The 22,578-nt window shown below is 70.8% G+C and carries 21 protein-coding genes and 1 tRNA gene; 6 read left to right on the top strand and 16 right to left on the bottom strand.

Translation table 11 applies throughout. The features are described from left to right. The first annotated feature begins 77 nt into the window (after window positions 1-77). From galE to Ari01nite_RS33090, 3 genes are all read left to right on the top strand, one after another. Window positions 78-1,052, top strand: a complete 975-nt coding sequence (gene galE, locus Ari01nite_RS33080) for a UDP-glucose 4-epimerase GalE (RefSeq protein WP_203786157.1) — start codon at window positions 78-80, stop codon at window positions 1,050-1,052. Window positions 1,053-1,094: 42 nt separating this feature from the next. Next, window positions 1,095-2,264: a galactokinase gene (gene galK / locus Ari01nite_RS33085; protein WP_203786158.1), complete on the top strand. Its 1,170-nt coding sequence runs from the start codon at window positions 1,095-1,097 to the stop codon at window positions 2,262-2,264. A gap of 87 nt (window positions 2,265-2,351) precedes the next feature. Beyond that, complete coding sequence (locus tag Ari01nite_RS33090) at window positions 2,352-3,140, top strand: ATP-binding protein (protein WP_203786159.1); 789 nt, start codon at window positions 2,352-2,354, stop codon at window positions 3,138-3,140. On the opposite strand, the gene Ari01nite_RS33095 is transcribed toward Ari01nite_RS33090, so the two are convergent. From Ari01nite_RS33095 to Ari01nite_RS33140, 10 genes are all read right to left on the bottom strand, one after another. Then, window positions 3,124-4,422: a sulfate adenylyltransferase subunit 1 gene (locus Ari01nite_RS33095; RefSeq protein ID WP_203786160.1), complete on the bottom strand. Its 1,299-nt coding sequence runs from the start codon at window positions 4,420-4,422 to the stop codon at window positions 3,124-3,126. The genes Ari01nite_RS33090 and Ari01nite_RS33095 overlap by 17 nt on opposite strands. After that, window positions 4,422-5,333 carry a sulfate adenylyltransferase subunit CysD gene (gene cysD / locus Ari01nite_RS33100; RefSeq protein WP_203786161.1) on the bottom strand — a complete coding sequence of 304 codons (912 nt, stop codon included), beginning with the start codon at window positions 5,331-5,333 and terminating at the stop codon, window positions 4,422-4,424. The genes Ari01nite_RS33095 and cysD overlap by 1 nt, the downstream gene beginning before the upstream one ends. 55 nt (window positions 5,334-5,388) lie before the next feature. Beyond that, complete coding sequence (locus Ari01nite_RS33105) at window positions 5,389-6,291, bottom strand: 3'(2'),5'-bisphosphate nucleotidase CysQ (protein ID WP_203786162.1); 903 nt, start codon at window positions 6,289-6,291, stop codon at window positions 5,389-5,391. Between the two features lie 14 nt (window positions 6,292-6,305). Further along, on the bottom strand, window positions 6,306-7,769 hold the full coding sequence (locus Ari01nite_RS33110) for a sugar transferase (protein WP_438872262.1): 1,464 nt from the start codon (window positions 7,767-7,769) through the stop codon (window positions 6,306-6,308). 661 nt (window positions 7,770-8,430) lie between these two features. Then, complete coding sequence (gene pth, locus Ari01nite_RS33115) at window positions 8,431-9,036, bottom strand: aminoacyl-tRNA hydrolase (RefSeq protein WP_203786163.1); 606 nt, start codon at window positions 9,034-9,036, stop codon at window positions 8,431-8,433. A gap of 81 nt (window positions 9,037-9,117) precedes the next feature. Continuing rightward, on the bottom strand, window positions 9,118-9,747 hold the full coding sequence (locus tag Ari01nite_RS33120) for a 50S ribosomal protein L25/general stress protein Ctc (protein WP_203786164.1): 630 nt from the start codon (window positions 9,745-9,747) through the stop codon (window positions 9,118-9,120). Between the two features lie 363 nt (window positions 9,748-10,110). Then, entirely contained in the window at window positions 10,111-11,091 is a 981-nt protein-coding gene (locus tag Ari01nite_RS33125; protein ID WP_203786165.1) for a ribose-phosphate diphosphokinase, read from the bottom strand. A gap of 252 nt (window positions 11,092-11,343) precedes the next feature. Then, window positions 11,344-12,801 carry a bifunctional UDP-N-acetylglucosamine diphosphorylase/glucosamine-1-phosphate N-acetyltransferase GlmU gene (glmU, locus tag Ari01nite_RS33130; protein WP_203786166.1) on the bottom strand — a complete coding sequence of 486 codons (1,458 nt, stop codon included), beginning with the start codon at window positions 12,799-12,801 and terminating at the stop codon, window positions 11,344-11,346. A gap of 59 nt (window positions 12,802-12,860) precedes the next feature. Further along, a tRNA-Gln gene (locus Ari01nite_RS33135) sits at window positions 12,861-12,931 on the bottom strand. A 37-nt stretch (window positions 12,932-12,968) separates the two neighbouring features. After that, a complete protein-coding gene (locus Ari01nite_RS33140; RefSeq protein ID WP_203786167.1) occupies window positions 12,969-13,910 on the bottom strand; it encodes a helix-turn-helix domain-containing protein in 942 nt (313 codons plus the stop codon). 174 nt (window positions 13,911-14,084) lie between these two features. Between Ari01nite_RS33140 and Ari01nite_RS33145 the strand changes: the two genes are divergently transcribed. Beyond that, window positions 14,085-15,032: an acyl-CoA desaturase gene (locus Ari01nite_RS33145; protein ID WP_203786168.1), complete on the top strand. Its 948-nt coding sequence runs from the start codon at window positions 14,085-14,087 to the stop codon at window positions 15,030-15,032. A 129-nt stretch (window positions 15,033-15,161) separates the two neighbouring features. Then, on the top strand, window positions 15,162-15,764 hold the full coding sequence (locus Ari01nite_RS33150; protein WP_203786203.1) for a TetR/AcrR family transcriptional regulator: 603 nt from the start codon (window positions 15,162-15,164) through the stop codon (window positions 15,762-15,764). Here the strand turns inward: Ari01nite_RS33150 and Ari01nite_RS33155 are convergent. The 6 genes from Ari01nite_RS33155 to Ari01nite_RS33180 form a co-directional block, all read right to left on the bottom strand. After that, window positions 15,761-16,219, bottom strand: coding sequence for a DUF4383 domain-containing protein (locus Ari01nite_RS33155; RefSeq protein ID WP_203786169.1), 459 nt, complete (start codon window positions 16,217-16,219; stop codon window positions 15,761-15,763). The two genes, Ari01nite_RS33150 and Ari01nite_RS33155, sit on opposite strands and share 4 nt — an antisense overlap. Continuing rightward, on the bottom strand, window positions 16,219-16,680 hold the full coding sequence (locus tag Ari01nite_RS33160) for a DUF4383 domain-containing protein (RefSeq protein WP_203786170.1): 462 nt from the start codon (window positions 16,678-16,680) through the stop codon (window positions 16,219-16,221). Before Ari01nite_RS33160 ends, Ari01nite_RS33155 begins: the two co-directional genes overlap by 1 nt. An 80-nt stretch (window positions 16,681-16,760) precedes the next feature. After that, window positions 16,761-18,572: an ABC-F family ATP-binding cassette domain-containing protein gene (locus Ari01nite_RS33165; RefSeq protein ID WP_203786171.1), complete on the bottom strand. Its 1,812-nt coding sequence runs from the start codon at window positions 18,570-18,572 to the stop codon at window positions 16,761-16,763. Window positions 18,573-18,580: 8 nt separating this feature from the next. Further along, window positions 18,581-19,528, bottom strand: a complete 948-nt coding sequence (locus tag Ari01nite_RS33170) for a 4-(cytidine 5'-diphospho)-2-C-methyl-D-erythritol kinase (protein WP_203786172.1) — start codon at window positions 19,526-19,528, stop codon at window positions 18,581-18,583. 88 nt (window positions 19,529-19,616) lie between these two features. Further along, window positions 19,617-20,504: a 16S rRNA (adenine(1518)-N(6)/adenine(1519)-N(6))-dimethyltransferase RsmA gene (gene rsmA / locus Ari01nite_RS33175; protein WP_203786173.1), complete on the bottom strand. Its 888-nt coding sequence runs from the start codon at window positions 20,502-20,504 to the stop codon at window positions 19,617-19,619. A gap of 25 nt (window positions 20,505-20,529) precedes the next feature. Continuing rightward, entirely contained in the window at window positions 20,530-21,471 is a 942-nt protein-coding gene (locus Ari01nite_RS33180) for a TatD family hydrolase (protein ID WP_203786174.1), read from the bottom strand. Window positions 21,472-21,540: 69 nt separating this feature from the next. Between Ari01nite_RS33180 and Ari01nite_RS33185 the strand changes: the two genes are divergently transcribed. Continuing rightward, the gene (locus tag Ari01nite_RS33185) at window positions 21,541-22,575 is read left to right on the top strand and encodes a hypothetical protein (RefSeq protein ID WP_203786175.1); all 1,035 of its coding nucleotides are present in this window, start codon (window positions 21,541-21,543) and stop codon (window positions 22,573-22,575) included. The last annotated feature ends 3 nt before the right edge of the window (window positions 22,576-22,578 follow it).

Consider the following 22,578-nt stretch of genomic DNA (forward strand, 5'->3'; position numbering starts at 1 on the left):
TCTGATGTTTGAAACTGTTGACTCGTGAGCGTTTCTGGTGGATTCTAGGAGTGACGATTCTGCGAAGGGGAAGTCACGTGAAACTGCTCGTCACCGGGGGCGCCGGCTACGTCGGCAGCGTCACCAGCAGGCTGCTGCTCGACGCCGGGCACGAGGTCGTGGTGCTCGACAACCTGAGCACCGGCTTCCGCGAGGCGGTCGCGCCGGACGCGACCTTCGTGCAGCGCGACATTCGCGACGCCGCCGAGGTGCTCACCCCGGACGCCGGGTTCGACGCGGTGCTGCACTTCGCCGGCCTGATCGCGGCCGGCGAGTCGATGGTCAAGCCGGAGCTGTACTGGCAGGACAACGTGGTCAAGTCGCTGACCCTGCTGGACGCGGTGCGGGCCGCCCGGGTGCCGCGGTTCATCTTCTCGTCCACGGCCGCCGTCTACGGCAACCCGGTCGAACTGCCGATCACCGAGTCCGCGGTGAAGGCGCCGACCAACACGTACGGTGCCACCAAGCTCACCTTCGACCACGCCCTCACCTCGGAGACGTTCGCCCACCGGCTGGCCGCGGTCTCGCTGCGCTACTTCAACGTCGCGGGAGCCTACATCCGGGACGGGCACGAGATCGGCGAGCGGCACGACCCGGAGACTCACCTCATCCCGATCGCCCTGCAGGTGGCGGCCGGCAAGCGGGAGAAGCTCCAGCTGTTCGGCGACGACTACCCGACCGCCGACGGCACCTGCGTCCGCGACTACATCCACGTGGAAGACCTGGCCCGCGCGCACCTGCTCGCGCTGGACGCGGCGACCCCGGGCGAGCACCGCATCTACAACCTGGGCAACGGCAACGGCTTCTCCAACCGGCAGGTGATCGAGGTGGCCCGCGAGGTCACCGGCGCCGCACTGCCGGTCGAGGTCGCCCCGCGGCGCGAGGGTGACCCGGCCACGCTGGTGGCGTCGTCCGAGCGGGCCCGGGCCGACCTCGGCTGGGTGCCGGAAAAGAACACGCTGCAGGCGATGATCGGGGACGCCTGGCAGTTCTACCGCGCGCACGTCGCGTGATCTGATCATCGCCATGCCATCCAACCGCCCCACCCACCGCCCATGACCGGCCTGAAGGCTGCCTCTGACGCCGCCGCCCTTTACCGCCGCCAGTTCGGTTCCGACCCCGCCGGCCTCTGGACCGCGCCGGGACGGGTCAACCTGATCGGCGAGCACACCGACTACAACGACGGCTTCGTGCTGCCGTTCGCCCTGCCGCAGCGCACCGTCGCGGCGGCCGGTCCGGCACCGGCCGGCGAGTGGACGGTGTGCTCCGCGTTCGCCGACGAGCCGGTCTCGTTCGGCGCCACCGCGCCGGGCGAGGTGACCGGCTGGGCCGGGTACGTGGCCGGCGTGGTGTGGTCGCTGCGGGACGCCGGTTTCGACGTGCCGGGCGCCCGGATCGCGCTGACCTCCGAGGTGCCGGTCGGCTCCGGGCTCTCCTCGTCGGCCGCGCTCGAGTCGGCGGTGCTCACCGCCCTGGTCGACCTCGGTGGCCTGGACCTGCCGGTGGACCGCCGCCCGGCGCTCGCCCAGCGCGCCGAGAACGTCTACGTCGGAGCACCCACCGGCATCCTCGACCAGTCCGCGTCGATCCGCTGCCGGGCGGGCCACGCGTTGTTCCTGGACTGCCGCACGCTGGAGGTCGAGCAGATCCCGTTCGACCTGGCCGCGGCCGGCCTGGCCATCCTGGTGATCAACAGCAACGCCCCGCACCAGCACGTCGACGGCGAGTACGGCGCCCGCCGCAAGTCCTGCGAGGAGGCGGCCCGCCAACTGGGCGTGCCGGCCCTGCGGGACGTGCCGGCCGACGGTCTGGCGGCGGCGCTGGAGCGGCTGGACGACGCCGTGATCCGGCGGCGGGTGCGGCACATCGTCACCGAGAACCAGCGTGTGCTGGACACCGTGGAGCTGCTGCGGACCGGCCGGCTCCGCGAGATCGGCCCGCTGCTGACCGCCTCGCACGCCTCGATGCGGGACGACTTCGAGATCACGGTGGCCCAGGTGGACGTGGCCGTCGAGACGGCGCTGGCGGCCGGCGCGCACGGTGCCCGGATGACCGGCGGCGGCTTCGGCGGCTGCGTGCTGGCCCTGATCGACGCAGACCGGGCGGGCGCCACGACCGAGGCGGTCGAGGCCGCGTACGCGCAAAGGTCCTTCACCCCGCCGACCGCCTGGACGGTCACCGCGGGGCCGGGCGCCGGACGGCTTTCGGACGAGCCGGATCGTTAGCTTTCCAACGATGCAGTACTTACGTCCGATCACCCGGGCGAGCTAAGGTCACGCTACGGAGCCACCGGGCGCTATTACCGTGACGTCATGTCCGTTAGCGCCGCCTGCCCACCGCTGCAGGATTGTGTCCACGTCGAGGGCGACCTCGACGCCGCGGTGGCCCTCATGTCCGTGCACGGCGCCTGGAGCTGGGCGCTGCGGCAGGTGGTCACCACTGCCCTGCACAAGTGCCTCGCCGAGCACCCCGAGGCGCTGATCGTCGATCTTTCCGACCTGACCGACCCGCGGTCGGAGAGCGCCCCCACCTGGGTGGCCGCGCAGCAGGCCGCGGCCGGCGTGGAGCCGGTCCTGCCGGTGGCCCTGTGCATCCCGCCGGGCCTGCCCCTGGCCGACCGGATGCAGCGGCTCTGCGGGCGTGGCCAGCTGCCGGTGTTCGCCCGGGTGCGACAGGCCCGGGTGGCCGTCGCCGGCCGCCTGCCGGGCACCGAGCGGCTGACCCTGACCCTGCCGCCCGAGCCGGACTCGCCCAGCATCGCCCGCAACCTGGTCGGCGACGCCTGCCTGGCCTGGGAGCTGCCGGAGCTGCTGCACCGGGCCCGGCTGGTGATGTCCGAGCTGGTCACCAACGCGGTGGGGCACGCCCGCACGACCGTCACGGTCGGCGTCTGCCGCCGCGGCGGAGGCGTCCACCTGAGCGTGTCGGACGGGGTGCACACGCCGCCGCGGCTGCTGCCGCCGATCCGGCCCCAGCGCAACCGTCCACTGGACGACCGGGGTCAGGGCATGCGGATCGTGGCAGCGACCGCCACGGCGTGGGGGTCGCTGCCGACGCGTACCGGAAAGGTGGTCTGGGCGACGCTTACTGGGCCTCGATGATCATGCCGGCGCCGACCGTGCGGTTGGTGCCCTCGTCGATCAGGATGAAACCGCCGGTGGTGCGGTTGCGGCGGTACTCGTCGGCGAGCAGCGGCACGGTGGTGCGCAGACGGACCCGGCCGATCTCGTTGAGCTGGAGGTCGGTCGCGTCCTCGTCGCGGTGCAGGGTGTTCACGTCGAGGCGGTACTGCAGGCCGCGGACCACGGTCCGGGCGCTGCGCGTGGTGTGCTTGATGGCGTACTTGGCGCCCACCCGCAGTGGGGCGGTCTCGTCCATCCAGCAGACCATCGCCTCGAGGTCCTGGGCCACGGCCGGCGCGTTGTGCGGCCGGCAGATCATGTCACCGCGGGAGATGTCGATCTCGTCGTTCAGCCGGACCGTGACCGACATCGGCGGGAACGCCTCGTCGACCGGACCGTCAGCGGTGTCGATCGCGGCGATCGTGCTGGTCAGCCCGGACGGCAGCACCATCACCTCGTCGCCGGGCTTGAGCACGCCGGAGGCGACCTGGCCGGCGTAACCGCGGTAGTCGGTGACCGTGGTCGACTGCGGCCGGATCACGTACTGCACCGGGAAGCGGACGTCGACCAGGTTGCGGTCCGAGGCGATGTGCACGTGCTCCAGGTGGTGCAGCAGCGACGGGCCCTCATACCACGGGCTGTTCTCCGACCGGGAGGCGATGTTGTCGCCGTTCAGCGCGGAGATCGGGATGATCGTGAGGTCGGGGGCGTCGAGCTTGGCCGCGAACGACGTGAACTCGTCGGCGATCTTGTCGTAGATCGCCTTGTCCCAGCCGACCAGGTCCATCTTGTTGACGCACAGCACCAGGTGCGGCACCCGCAGCAGGCTGGTCAGGAACGCGTGCCGGCGGGACTGCTCGACCAGGCCCTTGCGGGCGTCCACCAGGATCAGCGCCAGGTCGGCGGTGGACGCGCCGGTCACCATGTTCCGGGTGTACTGAATGTGGCCCGGGGTGTCGGCGATGATGAACTTGCGCCGCGGGGTGGCGAAGTACCGGTACGCCACGTCGATGGTGATGCCCTGTTCCCGCTCGGCCCGCAGGCCGTCGGTGAGCAGCGCCAGGTTGGTGTACTCGTCGCCGCGGGAGGCGCTGGCCGCCTCGACCGCCTCCAACTGGTCCGCAAAGATCGTCTTGGTGTCGTACAGCAGACGCCCGATCAGGGTGGACTTGCCGTCGTCGACGCTGCCCGCGGTGGCGAACCGGAGCAGATCCATGCGCGCCGGCGGCGCCGTCTCGCTCTCCAGGACGGCCTGACTCATCAGAAGTAACCCTCTCGCTTGCGGTCTTCCATGGCGGCCTCGCTGACCTTGTCGTCGCCGCGGGTCGCGCCGCGCTCGGTGATCCGGGTCGCAGCGACCTCGTCGATCACCTTTTCCACCGTGTCGGCGTCGGAGAGCACCGCGGCGGTCTGCGACGCGTCGCCCACCGTGCGGTAGCGCACCCGGCGGACCTGCGAGGTCTCGCCGTCCCGGAGCCGGATGAACTCGTTCACCGCGTAGAACATCCCGTTACGCTCGACCACCTCGCGGTCGTGGGCGTAGTAGATGCTCGGCAGCGGGATGTGCTCCTTGGCGATGTAGTGCCACACGTCCAGCTCGGTCCAGTTGGAGAGCGGGAACACCCGGATCGACTCGCCGGCGTGGTGCCGGCCGTTGTACAGCGCCCACAGCTCGGGCCGCTGATTTTTGGGGTCCCACTGGCCGAACTCGTCGCGGAAGCTGAACATCCGCTCCTTGGCGCGGGCCTTCTCCTCGTCCCGGCGGGCGCCGCCGAACAGGGCGTCGAACCGGTATTTCTCCACCGCGGCCAGCAGCACCGGCGTCTGGATCCGGTTGCGGGTGCCGTCCGGCAACTCGCGCACCAGGCCGGTGTCGATCGCCTCCTGGACGCTGGCCACCACCAGGTTGAGCCCGAGGGCGGCGACCCGGGTGTCCCGGTAGTCCAGGACCTCGGGGAAGTTGTGGCCGGTGTCGACGTGCATGACCGGGAACGGGATCTTGGCGGGGGCGAACGCCTTCTCCGCCAGGCGCAGCATCACGATCGAGTCCTTGCCGCCGGAGAAGAGCAGGACGGGCCGCTCGAACTCCGCCATGACCTCGCGCATCACGAAGACGCTCTCGGCTTCCAGGGCATCCAGATGCGAGACGCGGTACGACTGCGGTTGGCTCATTCGGTTTCCCGACCTTTCCGGGGGATTACGGCCGTGCCCAGTTCATAGAACTTCGTCATTCTGACGGAAGGTGACGTTGCAACGCTGCAAGTAACCGAGGAGCGAGATCCTTACGGCACACCACCAGGTCCGGCAACTTAGGGTCGGCCTCGTTGTATTTCAGCGCAGAACCGTCGATTCGGCTAGCGTGCAGCCCGGTGGCCAGCGCCACAGCGACCGGTGCCGCCGAATCCCACTCGTACTGCCCGCCCGCGTGCACGTAGGCGTCGGCATCGCCACAGATCACTGCCGCGATTTTCACCCCGGCGGAGCCCATCGGAACCAGTTCCGCCCCGATGTCCCCGGCCAGTGCCGTGACGAACGCCGGCGGCCGGGTGCGGCTCGCGGCGATCCGGATCGGCCGGCCGTCCGGCGGCAGCGGCGGGTACGCGGGCGGCTGGTCGGTGGCCAGGGTGCGGTGCTGCGCGGGCATCGCCACCGCGCCGGCCACCAGACGGCTGGGGGTGGACGACTCGGCGCTCCAGAGGGCGACGTGTACGGCCCAGTCGGTGCGGCCCTCCTCGGAGAACTCGCGGGTGCCGTCCAGCGGGTCGACGATCCAGACCCGGCTCGCGCCGAGCCGCTCCGGGCGGACCGTGCTGGGCTCGCCGTCCTGCCACGCCACGCGGGCGTGGTCGTCCTCCTCGGAGAGCACCGCGTCGGCCGGGCGCCAGCGGGCCAGTTCGGCCCGCAGCAGGTCGTGCGCGGCCCGGTCACCGGCGGTCTTCAGAGCCTTGCCGTCCGCGTACCCGACCTCGTCGCGGACCTGGAGCAGCACCTGGCCGGCCCGGTCCGCCAGCCAGCGGGCGAAGGCCGCGTCGATCACGGGTGGCGTGCCGCCGTTCCCGTTCTCGTGGCTGCCGCTGCCCTCACGCTGAGCCAGTACGCGTGCCGACGTCTCTGTCCGCTCGCTAGTCATGCTGTCCTCCACAGTCAGTACGCTCCCGACGAGCGCACCACGGCGGTCATCGTCCGCAAAAGGATCACCAAGTCCAAACTGAGCGACCAGTTCTCCACATAGCGCAGGTCCAACCGGACGGCTTCCTCCCACGGGAGATCCGAACGACCGGAAACCTGCCAAAGGCCCGTCATACCCGGTTTGACCGCAAGCCGACGTCGCACGTCGTCGGCGTACACCGCCACCTCGGACGGCAGCGGCGGGCGCGGGCCCACCAGCGACATCTGGCCGAGCAGCACGTTGAGCAACTGGGGCAACTCGTCCAGTGAGAACCGGCGCAACCACCGACCCACCCGGGTCACCCGCGGGTCGTCACGCATTTTGAAGAGCACACCGTCGTGCTCGTTGAGGTGCCGCAGCTCGGCAAGCCGGGCCTCGGCATCGACATACATGCTCCGGAACTTGAAAATGCGGAACAGGCGGCCGTCGCGTCCGACCCGTACCTGCCGAAAGAGTACCGGCCCCCGCGAGGTCAACCGCACACACAGTGCGACACCCAACAGCAGCGGGCCGAAGCCGATCAACAGCAGCATCGCGCCGACCCGGTCGAACAGATCCTTGACCAGCCGGGAGCCGCCGTGCAGCCGGGGATGCTCGACGTGCAGCATGGGCAGCCCGTCGAACGGCCGGATCGTGGTGCGCCCGCCGGCCACGTCGACCAGCGCGCTCGCCACCACCAGGTCGACCTCGTCCCGCTCCAGCCGCCAGGCCAGCCGGCGCAGCGCAGCGCCGTCCAGCTCGGGGCAACTGAGCACCACCACGGTGTCGGCGTCGGCCTGCTCCACCGCGGCGGCAACGTCGTCGAAGGACCCGTACACGGTCAGGTTCTGCACGCCCACCCCGTCGTGCCCCGGCGGCAGGCAGGCGCCCACCACCTCGAGCCCGTGGTAGCGCTCGCGCCGCAGCTGGCGGGTCATCCCGATCACCGACAGCTCGTGGCCGACCAGGATCACCCGGCGCAGATTCTCGCCCCGGGAGCGGGCCAGGTGCAGCCGCTTGCGCAGCGCGAACCGCAGCACCACCGAGGAGGCGATCGCGGTGGGCAGGGCGGCAAGAACATAACTTCGGGCCAGATCAAGATCGAGGGCGTACGAGATCAGCGCCGCGCCCGCGATCAACCCGACTCCGGCCCGCAGCACCCGCTGGTACTCGTCGATGCCGACGAACAGGAAGCGGCTCTCGTAGGCCCGGCACACCGCGAGAACCGCGAGCAGCAGCAGCGGCAACAGCCCGCTGATCACCATGTAGCCCCGGTTGTAGGCGGTCACGTCGTCGCCGAACCGCAGCCCGAACGTCACCGCCCCGGCCGCGGTGCCGGCCAGCAGGTCGCACAGCACCAACGAGCGCACATAGCGGCGTTCCCAGCGCTGCCGCCGTGACATGGCAGCGTGCCGGCCGCGCACCCGGACAAAGGGCCGGGCCACCGGGCGGACGGCCATCGAACGGTTGGGCTTGTCCGACCAGAGCCGGTCGACCGCCTGGTTACGCTCCACGTCGACCGGACCGCGCACGGCCAGCGGCGGCGCGTTGTCCGGCTTCGGGCCGCGAGGCGGGGCGTTTCCGGGAGCTTTACCGGGGCTTCGGACCGACGCGCCGCCGGCAGCCTTGCCGGGCGCGCCGCCGGAGCTGCGGACCGACGCGCCGCCGGCAGCCCTGTCGGGCGCGCCGCCGGAGCTGCGGACCGAGGCGCCTCCGCCCGCCGTCGGGCGGGAGCCGGCACCGGCCGGTGGCGGGCTGAGCGGCACCACCGGCGCCGGGATCTTCGCATTCCGGGCCGTGTTCCGGGCGGCGGTGCGATGGGGCCGCGGACCGTGGTTGACCGGGCCGTGATTGGCCGGCGGATGGTTGGCCGGGCCGTACCCCTCGGGCGGCGGGCCGGCGTCCGGGCGGAGCGTCGGCAGCAGCACGGTCGGCTCGGTCAACACCGACTCCTGCTCCGCGGACAGGTTTTGCTGCACCCCCGACCTCCCCGTCACGCCATGCCACCCCTCGCACCGGGTGGTGCGTTCGTGTGACCAACGCTCGGACGGCGGAGAGCGTCACGGGGCCAGGAGGCGGACAAAACCCCCCAAACGATCTATTCGATCTTGCCCCGCCGGATCAACCGCCGTGGTATTTGTTCTGCGCCCACTCGACGCCCTCGAGCACGACCGCCTCCACGACGTCGGCAGCCCGGTCGACGAGGAAGTCCAGTTCCTTACGCTCCGCCCCGGAAAAGTCGGACAAAACGTAGTCGGCGGGGTCCTGCCGTCCCGGCGGACGTCCGATCCCGAAACGGACCCGGGCGTACTCCTTGCTCGCCAGCGACTTGGACATCGAACGCAACCCGTTGTGGCCGCCTTCACCGCCGCCCCGTTTGGCCCGTACCTGCCCGAACGGCACGTCAAGCTCATCATGCACGGCGATCACGTTCGCCACCGGCACCTTGAAGAACTGCGCCTGAGACACCACCGGGGCACCGGACAGGTTCATGTAGGTCAGCGGTTTGAGCAGCACCAGTTTGGGGCCGCCACAATATCCACCTTGATTGGCCAGGCGCCCCTCCGCCGTCTCGGCCTGCGCACGCTTCGCCCGGCCGAACTTGGCACCCAGCCGGGACGCCAGCAACTCGGCCACCATGAAGCCGACGTTGTGCCGGTTGCCCGCGTACTCCTTGCCCGGGTTGCCCAGACCGACCACCAGAAACGGTGCGTCCTCGTCCGCCACTGCTCCTCCAGATACGCGTCAGGGAAAGTGCCGCACCGGCACTTTCCCTGGACGACTGCACGGACCCGCCGCGCGGGCGGCTTACTCCTCGGACGCAGCCTCGCCGGCACCCTCGTCCGCGGTGGACTCGGTGGCCGCCTCGGTGCCCTCCATCTGCTCGGCGGTCTGCGCCTGGGACACGATCGCCAGCACGTACTCCGGCTCCACGGCCAGGTCGACGCCCCGCGGCAGCTTGACGTCGGCCGCGGTCACCTGCGAACCCGCCTCCAGGCCGTCGATCGAGACCTCGAAGCCGGACGGCAGGTGCATGGCCTCGGCCACCACGGCGAGCGTGGTCGACTCGCTGACCACGAGCGTGTTGCGGGCGGCCTCACCGGTCAGCGTCACCGGGACGTCGACCTGGACCTTCTCGCCGCGCTTGACGATCAGCAGGTCCACGTGCTCGTACGTGTCCCGGATCGGGTCGCGCTGGATCGCCTTGGGCAGCGCGAGCGTGGTGCCCGACGCGCCGTTGATGTCGATGGTGAACACCTGGTTGAGCCCACCGTGCCGGATGGCGGCCGCGAACTCGCGGGCCGGCAGCGCGATGTGCTGTGGCTTCTCGCCGTGGCCGTACAGCACGGCGGGCACCAGGCCGGCCCGGCGCGTGCGGCGGGCACCACCCTTGCCGAACTCGGTGCGGGGCTCGGCGCTGATCTTTACCTCGGACACGGGGAAACTCCTGAAACTCTTCGATCGGGCTGCGTCGTGGTCGGCGGGCTGCAAAGCTGCGGGTCCGGCAGTGTGGCGGTGAGCCGCCGGCGGTGCTGGAGGCCGTCGTCGGCGCTGCCGGGCAAGGAGGCGCGCTGGGCACAGGCCCGGAGCACCGCGTCGATCACGGTGCTCACGAGCGGCTGCGAACCTCAGCAGACCGCGTGGCACCCTCGCCGTGGCAACCGCACTATCCTACCTGCCGCGCGCGCATGCGCCTCAACGGGTCCGGTCAGCCCGTGCGTACCACGCGAAGGTTCACCCGCACGATGCAAGTTGCATCGCGCGGAGCCCCGGCGAATCCGGCGATATCGCCGGAAAAGGTCAGCTCAGACCGCCGAACAGCGTCGTCACCGAACCGTCGTCGAACACCTCGCGGATCGCCCGCGCCAGCAACGGCGCGATCGACAGCACTGTGATCTTGTCGAGCCGCTTCTCCGGCGGCAGCGGCAACGTGTTGGTCACCACCAGTTCGCTGATCCGGCTGTTCTTCAGCCGCTCGGTCGCCGGATCGGAGAGCAGCGCGTGCGTCGACGCCACGATCACGTCCGCCGCGCCCTCGTCGAACAGGATGTCAGCGGCCTTGGTGATCGTGCCACCGGTGTCGATCATGTCGTCGACGATCAGGCACACCCGGCCCTCGACCTCGCCGACCACCCGGTTGGCCACCACCTGGTTGGGCTTGGACGGGTCGCGGGTCTTGTGGATGAACGCCAGCGGGCAGCCACCCAACCGGTCTGTCCACCGCTCCGCCACCCGCACCCGGCCCGAGTCCGGCGCCACCACGGTCAGCGGCCGGCCGGCGAACTTCTTTTCCACGTGCTCGGCCAGGATGTCCATCGCGAACAGGTGGTCCACCGGCCCGTCGAAGAAGCCCTGGATCTGCGCGGTGTGCAGGTCGACCGTCAGGATGCGGTTGGCGCCCGCGGTCTTGAGCAGGTCGGCCACCAGCCGCGCCGAGATCGGCTCACGCCCCCGGTGCTTCTTGTCCTGACGCGAGTACGGGTAGAACGGCAGGACCACCGTGATCCGCTTCGCTGACCCACGCTTCAACGCGTCGATCATGATGAGCGTCTCCATGACCCACCGGTTCACCCCCTCGGTCACCGACTGGACGACGAAGGCGTCCGAACCACGAACCGAGTCCTTGAACCGTACGAAGATCTCGCCGTTCGCGAACTCATACGAATCGGCCGGGGTCGGCGCGACGCCGAGCACCTGACCGATCTCATCCGCCAGCTCCGGGAAACCCCGGCCGGAAAAGAGCATCAGGCTCTTACGGTTCTCCGCGACGATGCTGCCCATCGGCACGCTGCTCCCGTTAGATCGAGGGGGTGTAGTCGACTGAAGTATCCCCCGCGGCTGCGGTGCCGCGACGTCCCGAGTCCGCCGGGTGGGATGCCTCACCCTGGCTGGACCTCCAGCTCAGCGACATGCCCGCCCGGAATGCCCGCGGCGTCCCACTGTCGGGTACCCGCCGACCGCAGTACCCACTCGACAGGCGTACTCAGCGGGCCCTACTCGGCAGGCCCTACTCGGCAGGCCTACTCGGCAGGCCTACTCGGCAGGGTCGGCCGCCGCCTGTTCGGCCCGCTCGGCGGCCGCGGCCGACACCGTGCCCGCCCGGCGCCGTGCCGTCCAGCCCTCGATGTTGCGCTGCTGCGCCCGCGTCACCCCCAGATTGCCGGGCGGCACCGCCTTGTCGATCGCGCTGCCAGCGGCCACGTATGCACCCGGGCCGATCTCCACCGGTGCGATCAGCACCGTGTCGGACCCCACGAAGGCGGCCTCGCCCACCGAGGTGTGGTGCTTGTTGACCCCGTCGTAGTTCGCGAAGATCGTCCCCGCGCCGATGTTGGCCTTGGCACCGATCGACGCATCACCCACATACGACAGATGCGGCACCTTGGCGCCGTCGCCCAGCTCGGCGTTCTTGGTCTCGACGAAACCGCCGACCTTGGCCTTGCGCCCCAGCCGGGTGCCCGGCCGCAGGTAGGAGAACGGGCCGACGGTCGCCTCCGGGCCGATCTCGGCGCCGATCGAGTGCGTCCGCAGCACCGCCGCCCCCGCCGCCACGGTCGTGTCGACCAGCGTCGTGTCCGGACCCACCACGGCACCCGCCGCCACGCTGGTCGAGCCCAGCAACTGCGAGTTCTGGTCGATCACCACGTCCGGCTCGAGCGACACGGTCACGTCGACCCAGGTCGTCGCCGGGTCGAGGATCGACACCCCGGACCGCATCCAGGCCGTGTTGACCCGGTCGCGCAGCCGCGCCCGCAGCCCGGCCAGCTCGGCCCGGTCGTTGCAGCCCAGCGTCTCCTCGGCGTCCGGCGCCAGGAACACACCCACCGGGCTGCCCGACCCGGCGAGCAGCCCGAACACGTCGGTCAGGTATTCCTCACCCTGGTCGTTGTCGGTGGACAGCTTGCCGAGGGCCTCCCGCAGCAGCGCCACGTCGAACGCGTAGATGCCGGCATTGATCTCGCGCAGCGCCCGTACCTCCGGCGACGCGTCCCGCTCCTCGACGATCCGCTCCAGGTCACCGCGCGCGTCCCGGACGATCCGTCCCAGCCCCGCCGGGTCGGCCACCTCGGCGGCCAGCACGGTCGCCGCCCGTCCACCGGACTCGTGCGCCTCGATCAGGCCGGCCAGCGTCTCGGCCCGCAAGAGCGGCACGTCACCGTTGAGCACCACCACGGTGCCCGCCGCGTCCGGAACCGCCTCGAGCGCGATCCGCACCGCGTGCCCGGTGCCGTTCTGCTGCGCCTGCAGAACCGGCACCGCGGCCGGCGCCACCTCGGACAGGTGCGCCTCGACCTGCTCGGCCTTGTGCCCCACCACCACGACGGTCCGCTCCGCCTCGGCCGCGCCCGCCGCGACCAGCACGTGCCCGAGCAGCGTGCGCCCGAGCAACGGCTGCAACACCTTGGGGGTGGCGGACTTCATCCGCTTTCCCTCCCCGGCGGCAAGGACGACAACGGTACGACGAGGGGCGTGACTCACGCGGGACTCCATTGTTCGCTGTAGGGCACTTAGGCACGCGCTGCGGCGTCAACTCAGCCGCGGACAAATTGCTCCCGGAAGAGGATTCGAACCCCTATAAACGGCACCAAAAGCCGCGGTCCTACCATTAGACGATCCGGGACCTATTTCGGACATATCCCTATGGGCATGGCCTCGCGTCACATACTAGCGGCACCCCAGTCGTCCCCACTCGCCGCGATCCCCTCCATGACCGCCTCCACCTCCCAGTACAGGCGGCTCGACTTGGGAAGACGCACGATCAGACACCCTCGATAAGAATCCCCGATGTGGTGGCGAACCGTGGACGGGTTGTGCGTCTTCACCGAGGCCTTACGGAACCGCTCCAGCGACACCCCGGCGAGATCGGCCCACCAGCCGGTGGCCGCTGCGATGTCGGCCGACTCGTGGATGCTGAGCCGGTAGGTCAGGGACTCGCGCCGGAGGCCGAGCAACTCGACGTAGCGCAGAAACAGCAGAATCAGATGGGGATCATTGTTGATGAACTCCATGCTGTTGGCCGACTTGTGCCACGGCTTCTCCCGGGTGCCCTCGCACCAGTAGGCGACCGTGCCGATCAGCACCAACTCGCGGTCGGTCAGTTCCCCGACCCAGGAGCTCAGTTGCTGGTGCACCGCAACCCGCTCGGCGTCGCGAGCTTTCCGGTGCGGCTCCCAGCGGGCCTCGCGCATGTCTGCCATGTGCCTGCGCTGCCGTTCCGCCTTTTCCGCCGGGCTGCGATCGAGCGGCAGGTGCTTAGTCCATTGATACGCCGTGGATTTCGAGACACCGAGCGTGGCGGCGATCTTCGGAACCGTGCTCCCGGCGTGCCGCAGCGCGACCGCCTGCTCCCGGAGGTCATCCCTCGCCCGGGGGCGGCGGGTCCACTCCGGTGGGTCGAGGCCCTGTAACCAATCAGTGAGCGTGCCGTTGCCAACGCCGAACCGCTCCATCAGCTGTGATCGCGACAGGCCCGGGTCGACCCGCAACCGCCGCGCCTCCGCTCGCCGTACGTCGTCATCAATAAGGCCGTCATCAGTAGGGCCGTCATCAGTAGGGCCGTCATCAATAGAACCCTCATCAACCAGATCGTTCGTTGTCATGTACCGACATTAGGACGCTCGAACGCAGAGCGGTAAGCCTGTAGATGTGCCAACCTGAATTCCGGGAAGCCCTTGGAGGCGTGCGACGCGGGAGTTACGGTTGCGTAAGTTACGGTGACGTAGGCGTAAGTAGTTGATCTCCCCCACACCATCCCCGCAGCTCAGTGAGGTGTCATGACTTCCACTGCCGAGGTCTCCCCGAAGGCCGCGCCCAAGCCGCTGACCGAGGGACCGCAGACGCGCGGCGTCCTCATCGCCCTGTACGCGTTCGTGATCATCCCGTTCCTCGCGGTCCTGGTCGCCGTGCCGGTGGCCTGGGGCGGCTGGCTGTCGTGGACCGACATCGCGATCGGCACGGTCTTCTACCTGGTGTCCGGTCTCGGGATCACAGTGGGCTTCCACCGATACTTCACGCACGGCTCGTTCAAGGCGAAGCGCTGGCTGCGGATCACGCTGGCCCTGGCCGGCTCGCTGGCCATCGAGGGCAACGTCATCCAGTGGGTGGCCGACCACCGGCGGCACCACATGTTCAGCGACCAGGAGGGTGACCCGCACTCGCCGTGGCGCTACGGCACCGGCTACTGGGCGCTGACCAAGGGGCTGTTCTTCGCGCACATGGGCTGGATGTTCAGCCGGGAACTGTCGAACCGGGAGCGGTTCGCCCCGGATCTGCTGGCCGACAAGGACATCAACCGGATCGACCGGCTGTTCCCGGCCGTGGTCCTCTTCTCGACGCTGGGCCCGGCGCTGATCGGCGGCCTGGTGACCTGGTCCTGGCAGGGGGCGCTGACCGCGTTCTTCTGGGCCGGCATCATCCGGATCGGCCTGCTGCACCACGTCACCTGGTCGATCAACTCGGTGTGCCACGTGTACGGTGAGCGCCCGTTTGAGGTCCGCAACGGGGACAAGGCCTCGAATTTCTGGCCGCTGGCGATCGTGTCCTTCGGGGAGAGCTGGCACAACCTGCACCACGCCGACCCGACCTGTGCCCGGCACGGCGTGCTGCGCGGCCAGATCGACATCTCGGCCCGGCTCATCTGGATCTTCGAGAAGACCGGTGCCGCGTGGGCGGTCAAGTGGCCGACCGAGGAACGTCTGGCCGCCAAGATGGCCAGAGGCTGACCTACGGGGACCTTGGCGGAGCGGCATACCTGGCAGGATGGCCGGGTGACCGAGCCCAACGAGAGCAGCGATGAGCAGCCCGCCCGGGTGCGACGTGCGCGGCCGGCCGTGACCCCGCCACGGGTTCGCATGTCGGCCGCGCAGCGCCGGGAACAGTTGATCGCGATCGGCCGGCAGTTGTTCGCGGAGCGGGGTTTCGACGCGACCAGTGTGGAGGAGGTCGCGGCCCGGGCCAAGGTGTCGAAACCGGTGGTGTACGAGCATTTCGGCGGCAAGGAAGGCCTGTACGCGGTGGTGGTGGACCGCGAGGTCCGCGCCCTGCTGGACCGGATCGCGGCGGCGCTGACCGCGGGCCACCCGCGCGAGTTGCTGGAGCAGGCGGCGCTGGCCCTGCTGGACTACATCGAGGAGGAACCGCACGGCTTCCGGGTGCTGGTGCGGGAGTCGCCGGTGCTGTCCCCGGCGGGCAATTTCTCGAGTGTCATGAACGACGTGGCGCACCAGGTGGAGCACATCCTGGGCGGCGAGTTCAAGCGGCGCGGCCTCGACCCGAAATTCGCCGAACTGTATTCCCAGGCACTGGTCGGGATGGTGGCACTGGTCGGCCAGTGGTGGCGTGAGGCGCGCAAGCCGAAGAAGGAGATGGTGGCCGCCCACCTGGTAAACCTGGCGTGGAACGGCCTGTCCCATCTCGAACCGAAGCCGAGCCTGTTGACCCGGAAGACGCGCTAGCGCGAGCTGTGCGCGGCTTCCTGTTCGGCGCGGGCCGCATCGGGGGTGCCGACCTTGCCATAGAGGCCGGCGGTGAGTACGACGAGTCCGTCGATGATGATCCAGATGACGTTGGACATGCTGGCGTTGAGGACGTTCGCGTCGGTCTGCAGGAACGCCATCACGAGCGTGCCCACGACCAGCAGGGTCCAGCCGAGGACCAGCGCGACGTGGTGGTAGATGTTGCCGCCGATCAGCACGACGGCGAGCAGCAGCACGCCGACGACGGCGTACAGCCAGGCGGAGGCGGGGTTGACCCGCATGCCGAGGACCCAGTCGGCACCCCGGTGGAACAGGGGGTCGCCCCACGTGGCGGCGAGGCCGAGGATGCCGATCAGGGCCAGATGCAGGCCGGCCAGGCCGGCGAGGAAGCGGTACGTCTGACGCAGGTGATGATTGAGGGGGTAGTGCGCCATCAGGCCGTGCGGCCCTCCCTTACCTGTCGGGGTGCGCCGGCCTGCTCGGCCGGTGCGACCTTGCTGTAGAGGCTGACGGTGATCAGTGCGAGGCCCACGAGGTAGGTGACCACCACGGTGGCGATGGTGAAGCCGAAGACGTTGGCGTCGGTGCGGCTGAACGCCAGCTCGTAGCTGCCGATCACGAGCAGGCCCCAGCCGAGGAACTTGTCGGCCTCGACGTCGATGTTGCGGCCGATCAGGGTGGCGACCAGCACGATGGCGCCGACCGCGAGGGCGATGATCGACCACAGCATGTTGGAACCCTGGCCGAGGACGCGGACCCCGGTGCTGCCGGTGAAGGGTTCGCCGGACGTCTGGATCAGGCCGACGACCCCGAACAGGACGAGGTACGCGCCGGCGACGAAGCCGAGCACGCGGTACATCGGCCGCAGCGGGTGGTTGACCGGATTGTGCGCCATGGTGTCCGTCTCCAAGGTCAGAGGTGTTCCCGCCCGATTCTCGCGCATCGCGGTCAGACGGCGCAGGCACACCCCCCGGATCAGTTGCCCGGCACGCTCTCGGCCAGCTCCAGCCAGGCCTCCTCGACCTGGGCCCGTTCCTCCTGGACGGCCTTGAGCTGGGCCTCCAGCTCGACCAGCTTGGCGTAGTCGGAGCCGTGCTCGGCCAGGCTTTCGTTGATCTTGTGTTCCCGCTCCTCGAGCTTGGCGAGCTGCCGCTCCAGCCGGGTCAGGTCCTTGCGGGCCTGGCGGAGATCACCCGCGGACATGCCGCTTGCGGCCGCGGTGGCTTGCGATTTGCCATCCTGGGCAGACAACGCGGGTACGGGCGCAGCGCCGCTCGCCGACACCCGGGCCAGGTATTCGTCGATGCCGCCGGGCAGGTGCACGAGCCGGCCGTCACCGAACATCCCGTACGCCGTGTCGGTGACGCGTTCGACGAGGTAGCGGTCGTGGCTGGCGACGACCATGGTGCCCGGCCAGCTGTCCAGCAGGTCTTCGAGGGCGGCCAGGGTGTCGGTGTCCAGGTCGTTGGTGGGCTCGTCGAGCAGCAGCACGTTGGGCTCGGTGGCGAGCAGCCGGAGCAGCTGGAGCCGGCGCCGCTCACCGCCGGACAGGTCGCTGACCGGGGTCCAGATGCGCTTGTCGGTGAAGCCGAACACCTCGGCGAGCTGGCCGGCGGAGAGTTCCCGGTCGCCGAGCTTGACCCGCTTGGCGACCTCCTCCACGGCTTCCAGCAGGCGCAGTTGGCCGGGCAGCTCGCGCAGTTCCTGGGAGAGGAACGCGGCCCGCACGGTGGAGCCGGTGACCAGGCGCCCGCCGGCCGGGGTGGTGACGCCGGCCAGCAGCCGCAGCAGGGTGGTCTTGCCGGCCCCGTTGGCGCCCAGGATCGCGAGCCGGTCGCCGGGCCCGACCTGCCAGGTGAGGCCGTCCAGGATCGGTTTGCTGCCCGCGGTGAGGGTGACGTCCGTCAGGTCGTACACCTGTTTGCCGAGCCGGGTGACGGCGAGCCGCTGCAGGCTGACCGTGTCTCGCACCGGCGGCACGTCGGCGATCAGCGCGTTGGCCGCGTCGATCCGGAACTGGGGCTTGGAGGTGCGGGCCGGCGGGCCGCGGCGCAGCCAGGCGATCTCCTTGCGGAGCAGATTTTGCCGGCGGGCCTCGACCGCCGCGGCGACCCGTTGCCGTTCCGCGCGGGCCAGCGTCCAGGCCGCGTAGCCGCCCTCGTACGTGTGCACCTGCTCGTCGGCGACCTCCCAGGTAGCGGTGCAGACCTCGTCGAGGAACCAGCGGTCGTGGGTGACCACCACCAGCGCACCGCGCCGGGTCAGCAGGTGGTGGGCCAGCCAGTCAACACCGGCCACGTCCAGGTGGTTGGTGGGCTCGTCGAGGATCAACAGGTCGCTGTCGCGGACCAGCAGCGCGGCCAGCGCGACCCGGCGCCGCTCGCCGCCGGACATCGGCCCGACCGGGGTGTCCAGGCCCAGGTAGCCCATGCCGAGGCCGGTCAGGATGGCGCGCACCCCGGCGTCGCCGGCCCACTCGTGCTCGGCGCCCATGCCCTGGGCCAGCCAGGCGGTGCCCAGTACGACGTCCCGGACGGTGGCCTCGGCGGCCAGGTCGAGGCTCTGCGGGAGGCTGGCGACGCGCAGGTCACGGCGATGGGTGACGCGACCGGAGTCGGGGTCCTCGGCCTTGGCGAGCAGCCGCAGGAGGGTGGATTTGCCGGCCCCGTTGAGACCGACGATGCCGATCCGGGCGTCGTCGTCGAGCCCGAGCGAAACCTCGGTGAGCAGCTGCCCGGCGGCGCCGTATCCCTTGCTGACCCGGTCCAGGTTGATGATGTTGGCCACGATGGGTTCTAGGTTACCCGCGCGCCCGGCATCGGCCCGCGCGCGGTGACCGCCTCGCGGCACACCCCGGCCGCGTTGAGGGCGGCCGCGAGCCGCTCCGCATGCGCCGCGTCGGTGGCCAGGAACACGCAGGTGGGTCCGGAGCCGGACACCAGACCCGCAACGGCGCCGGCCCGCTCGCCGGCCTCCAGCACGCCGGCCAGCTCGGGGCAGAGCGCGAGCGCGGCGGGCTGGAGGTCGTTGCCGAGGGCGGCGCCGAGCACCGACGGGTCGCGCTGGCGCAGCGCGGTCATCAAATCGTCGGCGCCGGCCACCGCCTTGGGCGGGAACGGGCTCTCCCGCAGGGCGTCGAGCTTGGCATACACCTGGGGGGTGGCCAGGCCGCCGTCGGCCAGCGCCAGGACCCAGTGCCAGGTGGTGGGGCGGGCCAGGATCGGGCTGATCGCCTCGCCGTGGCCGGTGCCCAGGGCGGTGCCGCCGTGCAGCAGGAACGGGATGTCGGAGCCCAGGTCGGCGCCCACCTCGGCCAGCTCGTCGCGGGTCAGGCCGGTGCCCCAGAGCAGGTCGCAGGCGATCAGCGTGGCGGCCGCGTCGGCGCTGCCACCGGCCAGCCCGGCGGCCAGCGGGATGGTCTTGCGCAGGTGCAGCCGGGCGTGCGCGGGCATCCGGGTGCGCTGGGCGAGCGCCCGGGCGGCCCGGATGATCAGGTTGCTCTCGTCGAGCGCCAGGGTGCCGGCGCCCTCGCCCTCCATGGTCAGCGCGAGGGTGTCCCCCGGCCGGGCGGTGAGCTCGTCGAACAGGCTGATCGCGTGATAGACCGTGGTCAGCTCGTGGAAGCCATCCGGCCGCAGCGCACCCACGCCGAGATGCAGGTTGATTTTGGCGGGCACCCGCACCCGCACCGGCCCGTGGTGCCGGCGCGGCTCGTCGTCGTCCGGCCCCCACGCCTCCGTCACGGAGTGGTGTCCATGGTCGGCAGCTCGATGGCGAACCGCTGTCGTGTGGGGTCGAGCGCCCAGGCGACGGGACCTGTCGGTTGCGCGGTCACGAGTCCACCTCCTCCTGCTGCCGTGCGGACGCGCTGAGCTTACCGCCGGGCCCTGACAGTTTCGCCGCGGCCGCGATCGCCGCGAACTCGCCCACGGTCAGCGCTTCGCCGCGCGCCTGTGGACTCACCCCGGCCGCCCGCAGCACCTGCTCGGCGCGGTCCGGTCCGCCGGCCCAGCCGGCCAGCGCCGCCCGCAGCGTCTTGCGCCGCTGCGCGAACGCCGCGTCCACCACCGCGAACACCGCGGCCCGGTCGAGATCGGCCGGCGGGTCCCGGCGGGTGAACGCCACCAGCCCGGAGTCCACGTTGGGCACCGGCCAGAACACGGCGGGCGGCACCTTGCCGGCCGGCTTCGCCTCCGCATACCAGGCCAGCTTGACCGACGGCACCCCGTACACCTTGGAGCCCGGACCGGCGGTGAGCCGGTCGGCCACCTCCTTCTGCACCATCACCAGGCCGCCGCGCAGCGCCGGCAGCTCGGCCAGCAGGTGCAGCACCACCGGCACCGCCACGTTGTACGGCAGGTTGGCGACCAGCATGGTCGGTGCCGGATCGAGGTCGGCGGCACGCAGCCGCAGGGCGTCGGCCGGGTGCACGGTGAGGTGCGCAGACGGGACCGTGTCCGGGAGCGCGGCGGCCAGCTTGGCATCGATCTCCACGGCGTGCACGTGCCGCACCACGCCGACCAGCCCCAGCGTGAGCGAGCCCAGGCCCGGCCCGACCTCGAGCGCCACGTCGTCCGGCCGCAGCCCGGCCGCGGCCACGATGCGCCGGATCGTGTTGGGGTCGTGCAGGAAGTTCTGGCCGAGCTTCTTGGTCGGCGCGACGCCGAGGCGCGCGGCCAGTTCCCGGATCTCCGCCGGGCCGAGCAGAGCGTCAGCCATGAGAGCAGAGCCTACGGGGTGGAAATCAGGGAATCGGGGCGCGCCAGCCGCCGAACACCCGCTCGCCGGTCGCCGAGATCGCCGCGCACAGGTCGTCGACGTCCTGGCCACGCACCTCGGCGAGCCGCCGCACGGTCAACGGGATGAGGTACGACGCGTTCGGCCGCCCCCGGAACGGCATCGGCGTCAGGTACGGCGCATCGGTCTCCACCATGATCTGCCCGGCCGGCACCAGCGCGGCCGCCTCGCGCAGATCGCCGGCGCTCGCGAAGGTGACCGTCCCGGCGAAGCTCAGGTGGAAGCCGCGCCGCACGCACTCGGCCGCGAACGCGGCGTCGCCCGAGAAGCAATGCATCACCACCGACTCCGGTGCGCCCTCCTCGTCGAGCACCCGCAGCACCTCGGCGTGCGCGTCCCGGTCGTGGATGACCAGCGCCTTCCCGTACCGTTTGGCGATCGCGACGTGCGCCCGGAAGCTGGCCTCCTGGGCGGCGCGGCCGTCGTCGCCGGTCCGGAACGTGTCCAGCCCGGTCTCGCCCACCCCGCGGACCCGGGGCAGCGCGGCCAGCGCCTCGATCTCGCGCAGCGCCTCGTCCAGGTCGGACAGCCGGGGTGCCTCGTTCGGGTGGATCGCGACGGTGGCCAGCACCGCGTCGTTGCCGGCCGCCAGTTCGGCACCCCAGCGCGACGACTGCACGTCCACGCCCACCTGGACCACCCGGTCGATCCCGGCCTTGGTGGCCGCGTCGAGCAGCACCGCCACCGGGTCGCCGGCACCGCCGCCGGGTATCCCGGCCTCCTGGATCGTCAGGTCCAGGTGGGTGTGGCTGTCGAAGACCGGCACCCGCAGCGGCTCGGGCGCGGGCGGAAACTCGCCGGCCCGGCGGGCGTCCTTGTCCCGGCGGGACTGGGCGGGCGAGGACTGGGCGGGCGAGGACTGGGCGGGTGACGAAGGCATGTGAGACATTCTGCACTCGCCATCGGAGGCAACCGAAAGTTCACCTGATATCCACCGGGGTCGCTTAACTTGCGCCGGGTGACCTTGACCGGTGCGGACAACGCGGTCGGCGTTGACCCACTCGAGCCGCCGCTGTCGGCGCCGCTGCGGCGCGATCTCGGCTGGACTCAGGTACAGCGGATGAGCCAGTCCGCCGTGCATCGCGACGACCGGCAGCTACGCGTGATCCGGTCCACCGCGGCGATCCGCCGGGGCACCCGGATGACCAAGGTGCTCTCGGCCGCGCAGGTCGCCGGTCATCTCGGCGGCTGGTTGCCGTACGGGTTCTGCTACCGCTCCTGCGACCTGGCGCACCTGCACGAGCCGGCCGACCTGGGCCTGCTGCGCACCGACGGGTCCAGCGACGTCGACGTGGTCTACGCGCTACGCTGGCGGGCCGTCGACCCGAGCGACTACGAGGTGCCGGCCGGGCCGGCCCAGCCGGGGCTCGCCGCGTTGCCGGCCCACTCCCGGATCGGCGCCATGGTGCTGGGCACCGGTTTCAGCCCGAGCACCGAGGACCTCATCCCGGAGTTCGTGACGGCCGGATTCGCCGACCTGCCGCTGCCGGCGAACGCGCAGATCATCGCGTACGTGCCGGGCGGCGAGGAGGTCATCCTCTACGCCTATCAGCCGGAGCAGCACGGCTGGTTGCGGCTGGCCGGCCCGCGCTGGCGGCCGGTGCTGGCGAACCTGCCCGGGATCAGCCCGGACCGGGAGTACCTGCCGTGCACCAGCGCGGCCTCGGCCCGGCTGATCGGGCGGATCAAGGAGCATGAGTACGAGGCCATCGCCGATCCGCCGGACGAGTTCCGGGTACGCGCGTTGACCCGGGCCGCCCGCTATCCGGTGCAGACCCTGAGCCGCCGCGCCGAGCAGGCCCGGTGGCGCGGCGCGCCGTGCTGGGTGCTGCAGCGCGACGACAGCTGGGCCCGGCTGCGGCTGGTCCGCCCGGACGGCGACGGCCTGGCCGCGACCGGGGCCCGCTGCTACGAACGCGGCGTGTACGAGAGCTGGGCCCCGCTGCACGAGCTGGCCGACCACCACATCACCGACATCCCGTACGCCCTCTGAGCG

This window comes from Paractinoplanes rishiriensis (assembly GCF_016862375.1).
Lineage (GTDB): Bacteria > Actinomycetota > Actinomycetes > Mycobacteriales > Micromonosporaceae > Actinoplanes > Actinoplanes rishiriensis.

Excerpts from the sequence above, each read along its gene's own strand:
- Ari01nite_RS33095 (WP_203786160.1), bottom strand. The coding sequence starts at position 4,422 with ATGAGTCAGGCCGTCCTGGAGAGCGAGACGGCGCCGCCGGCGCGCATG.
- Ari01nite_RS33155 (WP_203786169.1), bottom strand. The coding sequence starts at position 16,219 with ATGGCGCACTACCCCCTCAATCATCACCTGCGTCAGACGTACCGCTTC.
- Ari01nite_RS33160 (WP_203786170.1), bottom strand. The coding sequence starts at position 16,680 with ATGGCGCACAATCCGGTCAACCACCCGCTGCGGCCGATGTACCGCGTG.
- galK (WP_203786158.1), top strand. The coding sequence starts at position 1,095 with ATGACCGGCCTGAAGGCTGCCTCTGACGCCGCCGCCCTTTACCGCCGC.
- Ari01nite_RS33145 (WP_203786168.1), top strand. The coding sequence starts at position 14,085 with ATGACTTCCACTGCCGAGGTCTCCCCGAAGGCCGCGCCCAAGCCGCTG.
- Ari01nite_RS33150 (WP_203786203.1), top strand. The coding sequence starts at position 15,162 with ATGTCGGCCGCGCAGCGCCGGGAACAGTTGATCGCGATCGGCCGGCAG.
- Ari01nite_RS33110 (WP_438872262.1), bottom strand. The coding sequence starts at position 7,769 with ATGGCCGTCCGCCCGGTGGCCCGGCCCTTTGTCCGGGTGCGCGGCCGG.
- rsmA (WP_203786173.1), bottom strand. The coding sequence starts at position 20,504 with ATGGCTGACGCTCTGCTCGGCCCGGCGGAGATCCGGGAACTGGCCGCG.
- Ari01nite_RS33140 (WP_203786167.1), bottom strand. The coding sequence starts at position 13,910 with ATGACAACGAACGATCTGGTTGATGAGGGTTCTATTGATGACGGCCCT.
- Ari01nite_RS33090 (WP_203786159.1), top strand. The coding sequence starts at position 2,352 with ATGTCCGTTAGCGCCGCCTGCCCACCGCTGCAGGATTGTGTCCACGTC.
- cysD (WP_203786161.1), bottom strand. The coding sequence starts at position 5,333 with ATGAGCCAACCGCAGTCGTACCGCGTCTCGCATCTGGATGCCCTGGAA.
- Ari01nite_RS33105 (WP_203786162.1), bottom strand. The coding sequence starts at position 6,291 with ATGACTAGCGAGCGGACAGAGACGTCGGCACGCGTACTGGCTCAGCGT.
- Ari01nite_RS33180 (WP_203786174.1), bottom strand. The coding sequence starts at position 21,471 with ATGTCTCACATGCCTTCGTCACCCGCCCAGTCCTCGCCCGCCCAGTCC.
- Ari01nite_RS33125 (WP_203786165.1), bottom strand. The coding sequence starts at position 11,091 with ATGGGCAGCATCGTCGCGGAGAACCGTAAGAGCCTGATGCTCTTTTCC.
- glmU (WP_203786166.1), bottom strand. The coding sequence starts at position 12,801 with ATGGAGTCCCGCGTGAGTCACGCCCCTCGTCGTACCGTTGTCGTCCTT.